Below are 13,853 nucleotides of genomic sequence, written 5' to 3' on the forward strand. Positions count from 1 at the left end.
TTACACGACACGGACGTTCGTGCAGTGCGGCAGAAGCATGGTCCGCGCTTGAAACGGTGCGGCTGGCGGCATGCTTCACTGCAAAAAAACGCCTGCGATGAGGACTTTCCCTAATCAACGCTCTTTTGCGGCGAGAACGTTGCCAAAAAGCAAATTCCCCTGCATCGGATTAAGCTGAAGGGGTCGTTTTTTCCGGCGATTTGCGCTTAGTCTTAGGCTTGACGCGCGAGATACAGCCCACGGCGTGATCGTTCACCATGCCCGTCGCCTGCATGAAGGCGTAGCAGATGGTCGTGCCGACGAACTTGCAGCCGTACTGCTTGAGCGCTCGGCTCAGCGCATCCGACTCGGGCGTGGAGGCGGGCGTCGGATTGTTCGCATCGCGCGGCGTGTCGATAGGCGCGCCGTTCACGAACGACCATGCGAAGGCCGCGAAGGAACCATGCTCGGCCTGAATGCGCTGGACCGCTTGCGCGTTGATGACGGCGGACGCGATCTTCGCCCGGTTGCGAACCACGCGCGCATCGCCGACGATCCGCTCGATGTCCGCGTCCGTGAAGCGCGCGACCTTGTCGATGTCGAAGCCCGCGAACAGCGCGCGATAACCCTCGCGCTTGTTGAGAATCGTCGACCATGAAAGACCGGCCTGCGCGCCTTCGAGCACCAGCATTTCGAAGAGATGACGGTCGTCGCGGGACGGCACGCCCCATTCGGTGTCGTGGTAATGCGCCATGGCGTCGGTGGTGGCCCAGGCGCAGCGTGTCGGTTCGGTGGCTGCCATTGCAAATCCTCGTTTCGGTCGCGCCAGCATAGCCGAACGCGATTGCCGCGCCACTCTGCCATTCGGCTAATTGGCGCGCGCCGCCGTCGCCGCTATGCTTGCGGCCATGAACACTTTCACGAATTCGGAATTCAACGGCTTCCTGCTAGGCATCGACGGCGGCGGAAGCGGCACGCGCGTGATTCTCGCGGACGCGCACGGCGTCGAGCTGGCCCGCGCGAGCGGCGGTCCTTCGGGTCTGGCGCTGGGCGTCGAAGAGGCGTGGTGTTCCATCGGCAATGCATGCAAGCGTGCTTTCGATGCAGCCGGCCTCGCCTTCGACTGGCGCGCCTGTTCGCTCGGCTGCGGCCTCGCGGGCGTCAACAACGCGGACTGGCTCGCGGCTTTCCTGAGCATGGCGCCGCCGGTCCACGCGCTAAGCGTGGAAAGCGACGCGTACACTACAGTCCTCGGCGCGCACGGCGGCGGACCGGGCGTGATCGTCGCGCTCGGCACGGGCAGCATCGCGGCGTCGCTGGACGAGCAGGGCGTCTGCCGCATTGCGGGCGGATACGGCTTTCCGAGCGGCGACGAAGCGAGCGGGGCGTGGCTCGGTCTGCGCGCGGTGGTTCACCTTCAGCGCGTGCTGGACGGGCGACTCCCGGCCGATGACTGGTCCCGCGCGCTCTTGCAACTCACTGGCGCGACGGATCGCCACAGCCTCGTCGTGTGGCTGTGCGCGTCGAACCAGACCGCGTACGCCACGCTCGCGCCGAGCGTGTTCGAATACCGCGATCATCCGTCGGCGGCGCAGTTGCTTGAGCAGGCGGGGCGCGAGATAGAGTTGCTGGTCGCGGCGCTGGATCGCGACGGCAAATTGCCGGTCGCGCTTTGCGGTGGACTGGCCGCGCCGTACGAGCCTTTCGTGCCCATATCGTTGCGCGAGCGCCTGCGACGACCCCGCGCGGATTCGGCCGCAGGCGCGCTCGAACTGGCGCGGCGCGCGGTGGCGTCTGGCGGCGCGGCGGGGCTGCCAGGAAAAGAGCCGCGATAGAATAGTCAGCTTCGCGGGCGTTTTTCTCCGCTCAAACAGGGCAGCCATGTATTCGGTCATCGCAACTGATCTCGACGGGACGCTTCTCAACAGCGATCACCAGCTCGACCCGTTCACCGCAGAGACGCTGCGCACGCTGGCATCACGCGGCGTGCCGGTCATCATCGCCACGGGGCGGCATTATCGCGATGTGGCCGGCATCCGCGACCTGCTGGGCATCGACGCGTACCTGATCACGTCCAACGGCGCGCGCGTGCATGCGCCCGGCGACGAGCGCATCTACTCGCGCGATCTCGCGCCTGCCGCCGTGCGACGCCTCGTTCAGCCGGATGTCGCGGGCGCGCATGGCCGCGTGATCGTCAATCTGTTCGCCGACGATGCGTGGCTCATCGACCGTCACGCGCCCGAACTGCTCGTCTTTCATCAGGACTCCGGCTTCAAGTACGAAGTCATGGATCTGCGCGAGCACGACGGCGAAAACATCGCGAAGGTGCTGTATATCGGCGAGCCGGCGGACCTGAAGCACGTCGCCGCGAATCTGGAAAGCGAATTCGGCGAAGCCTTGTATGTCACGTATTCGCTGCCGGACTGCCTCGAGGTGATGACGTCCGATGTGTCAAAGGGGCGCGCGCTGCGTTACGTGCTGGAGCGGCTGGATATCGATCCCGCGCAGTGCGTCGCGTTCGGCGACAACATGAACGACATCGACTTGCTGGAAACGGCCGGCCATCCGTTCATGATGAACAACGCGAATCCGGACCTGATCACGCGTCTGCCGAATGTGCCGCGCATCGGCAACAACTTCGAGGCGGGCGTCGCGCATCATCTGCGCAAGCTGTTCGATCTGCGCGACGACATCGCGTCGCCGCGCTGACTTTTTCAAGCGCCACCGATTCACGCTCGGCGTTGTGGTTAGCCGCGGCGGCCCCAGTCGTTCGAACGGCCGTGGTCCCAACCGGCGCGATTCCAGCGCCCGTTGTCGTGACCATAGTCACGATGCCAGCGCGGTTCCTCATGACGCCAGTACGGCGCGCGATAGTGCGGCGCGGCGGGCCTCACATACACGGGCGCGGGAGCGGCATAAGCAGGCGCGCCGAGCGAAACGCCGACGTGAAGATCGGTATGGGCCTGAGCCGCTCCGACTGCACCAATGACAAGGCCGGTCGCGACGAGCAATCGAGTGACGATGCGCTTCATTGTGTTTCTCCCTGGAAGGCGACGTGTGTCGCATGAGTCCAATGTAAGCGCCGGCCGTCTTACACGCTTCGACGACTTGTTACGGGGTGCAAGCGGGGCGTAAGGCCTTTTCCATGTCGGTGAGATACGCACGAGCCTTGTCCGGCGGGGCTTTGCGCTTGGGAGCGCGCGGTCGCGGAGAAAATCATAAGCATGCTGCGTAATTCGCCATTACAACTGTCGCGCGCTTTTAATGCGCGCGGGCTGAGCGCAAAAGGAAACGGGCGCCGAAGCGCCCGTTTCGCATGACCGATCCCGCGACTTATTGCGCGACGGCACCAAGTTTCCGCGCTTCCGGATCCGAAGCCAGCAGCGGATAGAGCACGCCAGCGACGATAGCGCCCGCGATCGGCGCGATCCAGAACAGCCACAACTGATCCAGCGCCCAGCCGCCGACGAAGAACGCCGGGCCGGTGGAACGCGCCGGGTTCACGGACGTGTTCGTGACCGGAATCGAGATCAGGTGGATGAGCGTCAGGCACAGGCCGATGGCGATCGGCGCGAAGCCTTTCGGCGCGCGATCATCGGTTGCGCCGAGAATCACGAAGAGGAAGAAGAACGTCATCAGGAATTCGCAGACTAGCGCCGCGAACACGGTGTAGTGCCCCGGCGAGTGCTCGGGTCCAAAGCCGTTCGCCGCGAAACCGCTGCCGACCAGATCGAAGCCGGGCATGCCGGTGGCGATCAGCTTGAGCGCGAATGCGCCGAGCGTTGCGCCCACCACCTGCGCCACGATGTACGGCCCGAGGTCGCGCACGGGAAAGCGCCCTGCGACGGCCAGCCCGACGCTAACAGCCGGGTTCAGGTGGCAGCCGGACACGTGACCGATGGCATAAGCCATGGTGAGCACGGTGAGCCCGAATGCGAGCGAGACGCCCACGAACCCGATGCCCGTGTGCGGAAAGCCGGCGGCCAGCACGGCGCTTCCGCAGCCGCCCAGCACGAGCCAGAAAGTACCGAAAACTTCAGCGCCGAGACGCTTCGACAAATGCATGATCTTGCCTTCGTGAAATGTGAGAGACCTTTGATTTGACGCAAGAAAGCCTATTGCCCTTGCCGAGCGCAGTTTAAGGGCGGCAGTTTTTACGGACTGTCAAAATTGGTCGATCCACGGGCATTTCACGCTCAACGCAGCGATCTTCGGATTCCTCCTTGTCACGAAGCAGACGGCGCTAGCGGCCAGGCGAAAAAAATGCCGCCCATTGGGCGGCATTCGAGAGCGGAAAGCTGTGCGCGATCAGCCGACGGCGACCTGACGCAGCACCGGACGCTTGGCGGCCTGAAGCATGGCCGTGTACGTGTCGACGTAGTTCTGCGCCATCGTCTTTGCGCTGAAGCGGCGCTCGAACTGCGCGCGAATCTCGGTGCGCGACAGTTCGTCGATGCGATGCAGCGCGCCGACCGCGCCCGGCACGTCCTCGCAGATGAAGCCGGTCACGCCATGATCGATGACTTCCGGCACCGAACCGCGGTTGAAGGCAATCACCGGCGTTCCGCACGCCATCGCTTCGATCATCACGAGGCCGAACGGCTCGTTCCAGTCGATCGGGAAGAGCAGCGCCTTAGCACCCGAGAGGAATTCGGGCTTCTGCGCCTCGTTGATCTCGCCGATGAACTCGACGTGCGCCTGCGACAGCAGCGGCTCGATCGTCGACTTGAAATAGTCCTGATCGACCTTGTCCACCTTCGCCGCGATCTTCAGCGGCAGACCGCTCTGCGCCGCGATCTTGATGGCGAGGTCCGCGCGCTTTTCCGGGCAGATCCGGCCGAGAAACGCCAGATATTCCGGCTTCTTGTGCGGCTGCGGCGTCAGCAGATCGTCCGGCAGGCCGTGATACACCGTGTTCAGCCAGTTCGCCTGCGGCAGCGGTCCGCGCTGGTTGTCGGAGATCGACACGACGTTCGCCTTCGTGAACGTGTTGAAGATCGGCTGCAGTTCGGGCAGGTCGAGACGGCCGTGCAGCGTCGTCACGAACGGCGTGTCGAGCTGCGTGAACAGCGGAAACGGCATGTAGTCGAGGTGAAAGTGCAGCACGTCGAACTCGTGCGCGCGGCGGCGGACCGTTTCGAGCAGCAGCATGTGCGGCGCGAGCGGATCGCGGATCGTGGGATCGAGTCGCAGGGCGCGCGGCCAGGCCGCGTCGAGCGTCGCCCGGGTTTGCGAATCGCCGCTTGCGAACAAGGTTACATCGTGGCCGAGGTCGACGAGCGCATCCGTCAGATAAGACACCACGCGCTCAGTGCCGCCGTAGAACTTCGGAGGAACTGCTTCGTGCAACGGTGCAATTTGTGCGATTCGCATAACGTGACTCTCCTGAGTGGCCGCTTAAGGCGCGGTCGGCGCCGATGGGCCATGAAAGCTGTTGTGTGGACACCGCTGTGGCGCTCCGGTCGAGCGTTGCGCGATGCCATTCGGGCGGGCCGCGGTGTGTCGCTCACGCCGCCCAAAGATCGGCCCGGCTCTCGACCGGGTTATCCCTTACGTTCATTATCGGGATCGAGAGCGGCATTTCACGTCATTTTTCAATCGCTTAACCTTGTTACAGCGCGAAACACCGGCTGTTACGAAGTCAAAAATTGCACTCAAGCGGTCGAAGGAGACGATTTCGACTGGCAATGCGAGCGGCGAGGCACCCGGTAGCAGGCGCCGTGCCCGCACTGGTCTCAAGTCCATCCGGCCGCTGCCGATAAAGGCATTTGCCGACGCGCAGCAAATTTGACTGCGCATGTACGAACTTTTCCTACACGATTTCGGGCGAAAGTCTGTCGGCGCGTCGGCAGGTTCTTCCGATTCCCGCGATGGGCGCGTTGCCGGAAAATCGGGCCGACAAGACGAGCGGGGCCGGACGCGTCGCGACTGAGCGCGTCCGAGCAAACGTTTCCCGCTGGGCCTGACCAGCCATGCAATGACTCGGGGGAAAGATGACGGCCACCACCATGAGCACGCTCGCGGAAATCCGCGAGGTGAACTTGTCGTATGTGCTGCTCGCGCAGCGGCTGCTTCGGGAAGACCGCGTTCTGGCGATGCATCGCCTCGGGCTGTCCGAGGAGGTGGCCGAGATCGTGTCGTCGCTGACGCCGGCGCAGGCGGTGAAGATCGCGGCTTCGAGCCATGTGCTGTGCCGCTTCCGTTTCGACGACCACGCGATCCTCACTTCGCTTGCCGACAAAGACAAGCGCGCGGCGCTCACGCAGGCGGAGCTGCAAGTCGCGCTTTCGGATGCGGCGATCGAGATCGGTTAAACGGGCTACGCAGCAAGCCGACGGCAACTTTGAGGTCGCGCCGTCGCGTGAATGCGGCCGATCGATCAGACGGCGCGCTTCGAGGGGAGTCCATCGCGCCACCGGCTCGATGTGGCGTTTTCGGCCGACCGGCTCCAGTGATGGCCCCTTACCGACGCCTCATGACCACGACCGGCTCGTTCTGTATCCGGCGCACTCCGCGCGGCGGCGACTCGACCGTGCTCCGCCCCGCGCCTTCGATCCGTGCCCGTGCTGAATCCACGCCTTCGCGCACACGGACGAACGGCCGGACCGGCAAGCGCCCCGCACCCAACGCCCCCGCCAGCCCGCCCAAAGTTTTCCACCCGCGTGCCGTAAACAGTCTTAACCGCGCATGTGCGCCGGCCGTACCGCATTCCCAACCCTGAGGACCCGACTGTGCTGATTTTCGTTGGAACGCTCGTGACATTGCTGTCCGTTTTCGGCGGTTACGCGCTCGAAGGCGGCCATCTTGGCGCGCTCGTACAGCCGGTCGAAATATTGATGATCGCCGGCGCGGGCATCGGGGCCTTCATTCTCGGCAACGGCGTCAAGACCATCAAGTCGACGCTGCTCGTCATTCCTACTCTGTTCAAAGGCTCCAAGTACAACAAGGACGTGTACATGGAGCTGATGGGCCTGCTCTACGTGCTGCTCGCGAAGGCGCGCAAGGAAGGCACGCTCACGCTCGAAGCCGACATCGAAGACCCGCACAAGAGCCCGATCTTCAGCCAGTACCCGAAGCTGCTCGCGGATCATCACATTGTCGAGTTCATGACCGATTACTTGCGGCTCATGGTCGGCGGCAACATGAATGCGTTCGAAATCGAAAGCCTCATGGACGAAGAGATCGAGACGCATCACGTCGAGGGCGAAGCGCCCGCGCTGGCGCTGCAGAAAGTCGGCGACGCGATGCCCGCGTTCGGCATCGTCGCGGCGGTGATGGGCGTCGTGCATACGATGGCCTCCGCCGATCAGCCGCCCGCCATTCTCGGCGAAATGATCGCGCAGGCGCTCGTCGGCACGTTCCTCGGCATTCTCATTTCGTACGGCTTCATCGGGCCGCTCGCGAGCGTCGCGGAGCAGCGCGTCGCCGAGCAGACGAAGATGTTCCAGTGCATCAAGGTGACGATTCTCGCGAGCCTGAACGGCTACGCGCCGGCGATTGCCGTCGAGTTCGGCCGCAAGGTGCTGTTCTCCACGGAGCGCCCGTCGTTCTCCGAACTGGAAGAGCACGTGCGCCGGGTGAAGGCGAAGTGACGCGCCTCGTCCTCGCGACCCCGACCGGAGCCCTGCGATGAGCAGCGAAAAAGACCGTCCCATCTTCATCAAGCGCATCGTCGCGGGCCGCAAGGGCCACCACGGCGGCGCGTGGAAGCTGGCGTACGCGGACTTCATGACCGCGATGATGGCGTTCTTCCTGCTGATGTGGCTGCTCTCGTCGACCTCGCCCGTGCAGCGGCGCGGCATCGCGGAGTACTTCAACATGCCGCTCAAGGCGGCGATGGTCGGCGGCAAGAGCGTCGGCATGGACAACAGCATCATCACCGGCGGCGGGCGCGACATTTCGAGCAACGATCCGGGCGATGCCCGCAGTTCGGACGGCAAGACGCAATTCGCGCAGAGCCCGACCGCGAAAGCCGACGAGGAACTGCTGAAAGCCGCGCAAGGCGAACTCGAGCGGCGCGAGCAGGCGCGCCTTCATGACCTTCAGGTCAAGCTAATGGCCGCGCTCGAAGCCAATCCGACGCTGCACCAGTTCAAGCAGCAGATCCGCATCCAGTCGACGCAGCAGGGCCTGCGCATCGAGATCGTCGATACCCAGAAGCGCCCGATGTTCGCGCTCTCCAGCAACAGCGTGCAGCCGTACATGCGCGACATCCTGCGCGAAATCGGCCGGACGCTGAACGACGTGCCGAACCGCATCGTCGTGCAGGGCCACACCGACGCCGTGAAGTACGCGGGCGGCGAAAAGGGCTACAGCAACTGGGAACTGTCGGCGGACCGCGCGAACGCGTCGCGGCGCGAACTGGTCGCGGGCGGCATGGACGAAGCCAAGGTGCTGCGCGTGCTCGGCCTCGCGTCCACGCAAAACCTGAACAAGCAAGACCCGCTCGATCCGGAGAACCGGCGCATCAGCATCATCGTGCTGAATCACCGCGCGGAAGCCTCGATGCTGCGCGACGACGGCGGCTCGGCCGCGACGCTGGATAACGCTTCGGACGCCTTCGCGCCCGGCGCGACGCCGCTTCTCGGCCGGATCGTGCCGGGCGCGGCGCGGAAATAAGCGTGCAACGAGCAAATCTGCATAAAAAACGCTCAAGACTCCACACGTTTGCGCCGTCATCCGGACAAGAGGCAGCGAGGCGCAGACCCAAAGGCGACACATGATCAAGAACATTCTGGCAATCGACGATTCCGCAGCCATGCGGCAAATCCTCTCTGCCACGCTGACGACGGCGGGCTACGAGGTAACGGTGGCGTCCGACGGCAACGAAGGGCTCGAATGGGCGCTCGCCGAGCGATTCGATCTAGTGCTCACGGATCAGCACATGCCGCAAAAGAGCGGCCTCGACCTGATCGCGGAGCTGCGCGCCAACCACGCCTACCGCGCGACGCCGATTCTCGTGTTGACGACGGAAGGCGGCGAGCCGTTCAAGGAAGCGGCGCGCGCGGCAGGAGCGACGGGCTGGATCGAGAAACCGCTCGACCCGGACCTTTTGACCGAAGTGGTCGCCGCGCTCTCCGAAGACACGCAGCACTGAAGCGAACAGATAAAGCCAAGACAACTCGCGCGCACGCGCTGACGGTGAATCAAGCATGACACTCGACATTACCCAGTTCTATCAAACCTTCTTCGACGAAGCCGATGAACTGCTCGCGCAGATGGAGCAACTGCTGCTCGTCCTCGATATCGCGAATCCGGATCCCGAGGATCTCGCGGCGATCTTCCGCGCGGCGCATTCGATCAAGGGCGGCGCAGCCACGTTCGGCTTCACCGCGCTCACCGAAACGACGCACATCCTCGAATCGCTGCTGGATCGCGCGCGCAACAACGAGCTCGTGCTTCGCCGCGACATGATCGACACGTTCCTCGCGACCAAGGACGTGCTCTCGGACCAGCTCGCCGCGTATCGCGCGAGCGCCGAGCCGGATGCGGCCGCCGCCGCCGCGATCTGCGCGAAGCTCGAACGCCTGAAGAACGAAGACGCCGCGCCGCAGAGCGCGCCTGTCGCCGAAGAGCCGGTCACGCCGGCTGTCATCGGCGAAGTGGAGGTCGCGCCGGCCTACGAAGGCCCGAACGCGCCGCCTTCGCACGTGATCTCGCAAGCCGCCGAAGCCATCGAGGACGACGGCAACTGGGACGGCGCGTTCGAAGTCACCGACGGCGCGGCCAGCCATGCAACGAATGCAGGAACCGCGGCCGGCACGCCGGCGGCGGAAGCAGGACCCCACCTGAAAATTACGCTACGGGGGGTGGGCGAGAAGGACCTGGCGACCTTGACCGAGGAGCTGGGGAACCTGGGCAGTATCGTCGGAGAGAAAAAGACCGACGCCGAACTCGTGCTCTGGCTCGATTCGGACGTCTCCTCCGACGACATCGTGGCCGTGTGCTGCTTCGTGATCGACGAATCGCAAATCACGATCGGTCGCGGCGACGCGCATCACATTGCGCCGTCGGCAGCGTCCGAGCCGGCGCAAGCCAAGCAACACACGCTACAGGCAGAGCCGCCCGTATCGCAGGCGCAGCAAGCGCCCGCATCCGCGGCGCAGCACAAGGAAGAAGCGGCGAAGGCGGCGGCGAATGCGGAAACGCAAGCTGCTGCCGCCATCCCGTCACGCGAAGCACAACCGAAGGCCGCCACCGGCGACGCCGAGAAGAAAGCGCGCCCGGCCGCAGCGGCATCGGCGGAAGGCAGCTCCATTCGCGTCGGCGTAGAGAAGGTCGATCAGCTCATCAACCTGGTCGGCGAACTGGTGATCACGCAGGCGATGCTCGCCGAAACGACGAGCACGTTCGACCCTGCATTGCACGACCGTCTTTTCAACGGCATGGCGCAGCTCGAGCGCAACGCGCGCGACCTGCAAGAGGCCGTCATGTCCATCCGCATGATGCCGATGGATTACGTATTCAGCCGCTTCCCGCGACTCGTCCGCGATATCGCGGGCAAGCTCGGCAAGGACGTGGAACTCGTCACGTTCGGTCAGGCGACCGAACTGGACAAGAGCCTGATCGAGCGCATCATCGATCCGCTCACGCACCTCGTGCGCAATTCGCTCGATCACGGCATCGAGACCGTGGAAGCGCGCCGCGCGGCGGGCAAGCCCGCGACCGGGCAGCTCGTGCTGTCGGCGGCGCATCATGGCGGCAACATCGTGATCGAAGTGAGCGACGACGGCGCGGGCCTGCGCCGCGACAAGATCCTCGCGAAGGCGCAGAAGCAGGGCATGCAGGTTTCCGACTCCATGACCGACGAGGAAGTCTGGCAACTCATCTTCATGCCGGGCTTCTCGACCGCCGAACAGGTGACGGACATTTCCGGGCGCGGCGTCGGCATGGACGTGGTGAAGCGCAACATCCAGTCGATGGGCGGTCACGTCGAAATCATGTCGCGCCAGGGCGCGGGCACGACCACGAAGATCGTGCTGCCGCTCACGCTCGCAATTCTCGACGGCATGTCGGTGAAGGTCGGCAACGAAATCTTCATTCTGCCGCTCAACTTCGTGATGGAGTCGCTGCAACCGGTCGCCGAGGACATCTACACGGTCGCCAACGGCGAGCGCGTGGTGCGCGTGCGCGGCGAATATCTGCCGCTGATCGCGCTGCATCAGGTGTTCTCGGTCGAAGGCGCGCGCACGGAGCCGACGCAGGGCATCGTCACGATCCTGCAAACCGAAGGACGGCGCATGGCCATGCTGATCGACGAACTCGTCGGCCAGCAGCAAGTGGTCGTGAAGAACCTCGAAACGAATTACCGCAAGGTGCACGGCATCTCGGCGGCGACCATTCTCGGCGACGGCAGCGTCGCGCTGATCGTCGACGTGGCCGCGCTCAACCGCGAATCACGCGCGCAACACTCGCACACCCATTAAACACATCGACCGAACCTGGGGTTTCTCATGGCAGACATCCAATCGATTCAAAACGCAACACTGTCGCGCCGCGATGCGCAGCACGCCGAAGCCGCCGGACAAGAGTTCCTCGTCTTCACGCTCGGCGCCGAAGAGTACGGCATCGACATCCTGAAAGTGCAGGAAATTCGCGGCTACGACAGCGTCACGCGCATCGCGAACGCGCCCGCGTTCATCAAGGGCGTGATCAATCTGCGCGGCATCATCGTGCCGATCGTGGACATGCGCATCAAGTTCAATCTCGGCCGCGTCGAGTACGACAACCAGACGGTCGTCATCATCCTGAACGTCGCGCATCGCGTGGTCGGCATGGTGGTGGACGGCGTGTCGGACGTGCTCACGCTCACGCAGGACCAGGTCATGCCCGCGCCCGAATTCGGCGCGACGCTCACTTCCGAATATCTCACCGGCCTTGGCACGGTCGAGGGCCGCATGCTGATCCTGATGGACATCGAAAAGCTCATGACCAGCCGCGAGATGGAGCTGATCGACTCGGTCGCCGCTTAACGAGGAGCCCGCACGCGTCGCGGGTGAAGGAAAGGAAGCCATGTTCAAGAAGTTGTCCATCCGCACGACGCTCACGCTCGTCGGTCTGTTGTTCGTCGGTTGCGCGGCCGTCATCGGCGCGCTGTCGCTCGTCGGCCTCAATTCCGCGAGCGCCTCGCTCGACTCCATCGCCAAAGAAGACATGGTGGCGATGCGCGCGCTCGCGGACACGTCCTCGTATCTGCTGCGCTCGCGCATCACGCTCGACCGCGTGCGCTCGCTCACCGAAGCAGGCAGCGCCGACGAGGCAAAGAAGGCGATGGAGCGCGGCCAGTTCCTGCTCGACAAGAGCTACGAGAACTGGAAGCTCTATCTCGACACGAAGAAGCCGATGCTGCCGCAAGCGACGCTCGACACGCTCGTCGCGCAGCACGACACGCTGATGAAGACCGGCGTCGAGCCGGAGTTCGCCGCGATGCGCGCGAACGACATGGCCGCGTACCACGCCATTGCCGATACCAAGATCAGCCCGATGTTCGTCGCGTTCGATCAGGCGGTCACGGCGGCGGTCGCCTTCCAGCAGAAGCACGCGGAAGAGTCGCGGGCGAACGCGGCGTCGCAGAACGCGACGCTCAGCATGGTCATCGGCGGATTGCTCGCGCTTTCCGGTCTGCTGCTTTTCGCCACGCGTTTCGCGCTGCGCAGCCTGATCGTGCAGCCGATCAACGACGCGGTGGACCACTTCGAGCGCATCTCGCGCGGCGATCTCACGAAGTCGGCGCACACGGACAGCACGAACGAAATCGGCCGTCTTTTCGCGGGCATCGAGCGCATGCGCACGAACCTGACCGCGATGGTCGGCGCGGTGCATCGCGGCGCGGAATCCATCGATGTCGGCGCGCATGAAATCGCGAGCGGCAACACGGATCTGTCGCAGCGCACGGAAGAACAGGCGGCGTCGTTGCAAGAGACGGCCTCCAGCATGGAACAGCTCACGAGCACGGTGAAGCAGAACGCGGACAACGCGCGTCAGGCGAGCCAGCTCGCGGTGAACGCGTCGGATATCGCGTCGCGCGGCGGCGAGGTGGTCGAGCAGGTCGTCGATACGATGAACGCCATTGCGTCCAGTTCGGGCAAGGTGGTGGACATCATCGGCGTGATCGAAGGCATCGCGTTTCAGACCAACATTCTCGCGTTGAACGCGGCCGTGGAAGCGGCGCGGGCGGGCGAGGAAGGACGCGGCTTCGCGGTCGTGGCGGGCGAAGTGCGCTCGCTCGCGCAGCGCAGCGCGGCGGCAGCAAAGGAAATCAAGGCGCTGATCGGCGATTCTGCCGAGAAAGTGCAGAGCGGCTCGCAACTCGTCACGCGCGCAGGCGAAACCATGGGCGAGATCGTGCAGGCGGTGCGCCGCGTGACCGACATCATGGGCGAGATCAGCGCGGCGTCGGAGGAGCAGTCCGACGGCATCGAGCAGGTCAATCGCGCCGTCACGCAGATGGACAGCGTGACGCAGCAAAACGCGGCGCTCGTGGAGCAGGCGGCGTCGGCGGCGGCATCTCTCGAAGACCAGACGCGGCAGTTGAAGGAGATCGTCGGGCAATGGCGCATCGCGGGCACCGTGCCGGCGTCGGTGAAGCCGAGCGCGGCGGTCGCGGCTGCGCGCCTGGCGCCCGCCGTGGCGAAGCCTACGCGCGTCGAGCCGGTGTCGCGTGCATCGTCCGCGAGCGCAGCGAAAGTTGCAGAGCAGCCTAACGTCGCGCCGGAAACGGCCGTTATCAAGGATAAGGCCCGCGATGCAGCGAAGCCGGCAAGCGCAGCGAAAGCCGCGCCCCGCGTGAGCGCACCGGCGGCCGCACCCGCCCCGCGCGCGAAGGCCACGACCGCCGACGACGGCGACTGGGAAACGTTCTAAGCGCATCGGCC

13 protein-coding genes are annotated in these 13,853 nt (G+C 64.6%); 9 read left to right on the plus strand and 4 right to left on the minus strand.

What is annotated here, in order from left to right:
* Positions 1–169 precede the first annotated feature (169 nt).
* Positions 170–781, minus strand: a complete 612-nt coding sequence (locus tag JYK05_RS00520; RefSeq protein ID WP_206467370.1) for a DNA-3-methyladenine glycosylase I — start codon at positions 779–781, stop codon at positions 170–172.
* Between the two features lie 106 nt (positions 782–887).
* Between JYK05_RS00520 and JYK05_RS00525 the strand changes: the two genes are divergently transcribed.
* On the plus strand, positions 888–1,814 hold the full coding sequence (locus tag JYK05_RS00525; protein ID WP_206467371.1) for a BadF/BadG/BcrA/BcrD ATPase family protein: 927 nt from the start codon (positions 888–890) through the stop codon (positions 1,812–1,814).
* Between the two features lie 46 nt (positions 1,815–1,860).
* Positions 1,861–2,688, plus strand: coding sequence for a Cof-type HAD-IIB family hydrolase (locus JYK05_RS00530; RefSeq protein WP_206467372.1), 828 nt, complete (start codon positions 1,861–1,863; stop codon positions 2,686–2,688).
* 38 nt (positions 2,689–2,726) lie between these two features.
* Here JYK05_RS00530 and JYK05_RS00535 read toward each other — a convergent pair whose 3' ends face one another.
* The 3 genes from JYK05_RS00535 to JYK05_RS00545 all read right to left on the minus strand — a co-directional run bounded on the left by JYK05_RS00535 (position 2,727) and on the right by JYK05_RS00545 (position 5,352).
* Positions 2,727–3,011 (minus strand): hypothetical protein, encoded by a 285-nt coding sequence (locus tag JYK05_RS00535; protein ID WP_206467373.1) that lies wholly within the window; start codon positions 3,009–3,011, stop codon positions 2,727–2,729.
* A gap of 301 nt (positions 3,012–3,312) precedes the next feature.
* A complete protein-coding gene (gene aqpZ / locus JYK05_RS00540; protein WP_206467374.1) occupies positions 3,313–4,044 on the minus strand; it encodes an aquaporin Z in 732 nt (243 codons plus the stop codon).
* Between the two features lie 243 nt (positions 4,045–4,287).
* On the minus strand, positions 4,288–5,352 hold the full coding sequence (locus JYK05_RS00545; protein WP_175939037.1) for a glycosyltransferase family 4 protein: 1,065 nt from the start codon (positions 5,350–5,352) through the stop codon (positions 4,288–4,290).
* A 620-nt stretch (positions 5,353–5,972) separates the two neighbouring features.
* On the opposite strand from JYK05_RS00545, the gene flhD reads away from it, so the two are divergent.
* From flhD to JYK05_RS00580, 7 genes are all read left to right on the plus strand, one after another.
* Entirely contained in the window at positions 5,973–6,293 is a 321-nt protein-coding gene (gene flhD / locus JYK05_RS00550; RefSeq protein WP_206467375.1) for a flagellar transcriptional regulator FlhD, read from the plus strand.
* A gap of 417 nt (positions 6,294–6,710) precedes the next feature.
* Positions 6,711–7,571, plus strand: coding sequence for a flagellar motor stator protein MotA (gene motA, locus JYK05_RS00555; protein ID WP_206467376.1), 861 nt, complete (start codon positions 6,711–6,713; stop codon positions 7,569–7,571).
* 37 nt (positions 7,572–7,608) lie between these two features.
* Positions 7,609–8,598, plus strand: a complete 990-nt coding sequence (gene motB, locus JYK05_RS00560; RefSeq protein WP_206467377.1) for a flagellar motor protein MotB — start codon at positions 7,609–7,611, stop codon at positions 8,596–8,598.
* A 100-nt stretch (positions 8,599–8,698) separates the two neighbouring features.
* Entirely contained in the window at positions 8,699–9,076 is a 378-nt protein-coding gene (locus JYK05_RS00565) for a response regulator (RefSeq protein WP_206467378.1), read from the plus strand.
* Positions 9,077–9,131: 55 nt separating this feature from the next.
* Positions 9,132–11,405, plus strand: a complete 2,274-nt coding sequence (gene cheA, locus JYK05_RS00570; RefSeq protein WP_206467379.1) for a chemotaxis protein CheA — start codon at positions 9,132–9,134, stop codon at positions 11,403–11,405.
* 27 nt (positions 11,406–11,432) lie between these two features.
* Positions 11,433–11,951 carry a chemotaxis protein CheW gene (cheW, locus tag JYK05_RS00575; protein ID WP_175939048.1) on the plus strand — a complete coding sequence of 173 codons (519 nt, stop codon included), beginning with the start codon at positions 11,433–11,435 and terminating at the stop codon, positions 11,949–11,951.
* Positions 11,952–11,991: 40 nt separating this feature from the next.
* Positions 11,992–13,842: a methyl-accepting chemotaxis protein gene (locus JYK05_RS00580; protein ID WP_206467380.1), complete on the plus strand. Its 1,851-nt coding sequence runs from the start codon at positions 11,992–11,994 to the stop codon at positions 13,840–13,842.
* Positions 13,843–13,853 lie beyond the last annotated feature (11 nt).

The sequence above is a fragment of the Caballeronia sp. M1242 genome, from assembly GCF_017220215.1.
Lineage (GTDB): Bacteria > Pseudomonadota > Gammaproteobacteria > Burkholderiales > Burkholderiaceae > Caballeronia.

Excerpts from the sequence above, each read along its gene's own strand:
- JYK05_RS00520 (WP_206467370.1), bottom strand. The coding sequence starts at position 781 with ATGGCAGCCACCGAACCGACACGCTGCGCCTGGGCCACCACCGACGCC.
- JYK05_RS00525 (WP_206467371.1), top strand. The coding sequence starts at position 888 with ATGAACACTTTCACGAATTCGGAATTCAACGGCTTCCTGCTAGGCATC.
- JYK05_RS00530 (WP_206467372.1), top strand. The coding sequence starts at position 1,861 with ATGTATTCGGTCATCGCAACTGATCTCGACGGGACGCTTCTCAACAGC.
- JYK05_RS00535 (WP_206467373.1), bottom strand. The coding sequence starts at position 3,011 with ATGAAGCGCATCGTCACTCGATTGCTCGTCGCGACCGGCCTTGTCATT.
- aqpZ (WP_206467374.1), bottom strand. The coding sequence starts at position 4,044 with ATGCATTTGTCGAAGCGTCTCGGCGCTGAAGTTTTCGGTACTTTCTGG.
- JYK05_RS00545 (WP_175939037.1), bottom strand. The coding sequence starts at position 5,352 with ATGCGAATCGCACAAATTGCACCGTTGCACGAAGCAGTTCCTCCGAAG.
- flhD (WP_206467375.1), top strand. The coding sequence starts at position 5,973 with ATGACGGCCACCACCATGAGCACGCTCGCGGAAATCCGCGAGGTGAAC.
- motB (WP_206467377.1), top strand. The coding sequence starts at position 7,609 with ATGAGCAGCGAAAAAGACCGTCCCATCTTCATCAAGCGCATCGTCGCG.
- JYK05_RS00565 (WP_206467378.1), top strand. The coding sequence starts at position 8,699 with ATGATCAAGAACATTCTGGCAATCGACGATTCCGCAGCCATGCGGCAA.
- cheA (WP_206467379.1), top strand. The coding sequence starts at position 9,132 with ATGACACTCGACATTACCCAGTTCTATCAAACCTTCTTCGACGAAGCC.
- cheW (WP_175939048.1), top strand. The coding sequence starts at position 11,433 with ATGGCAGACATCCAATCGATTCAAAACGCAACACTGTCGCGCCGCGAT.
- JYK05_RS00580 (WP_206467380.1), top strand. The coding sequence starts at position 11,992 with ATGTTCAAGAAGTTGTCCATCCGCACGACGCTCACGCTCGTCGGTCTG.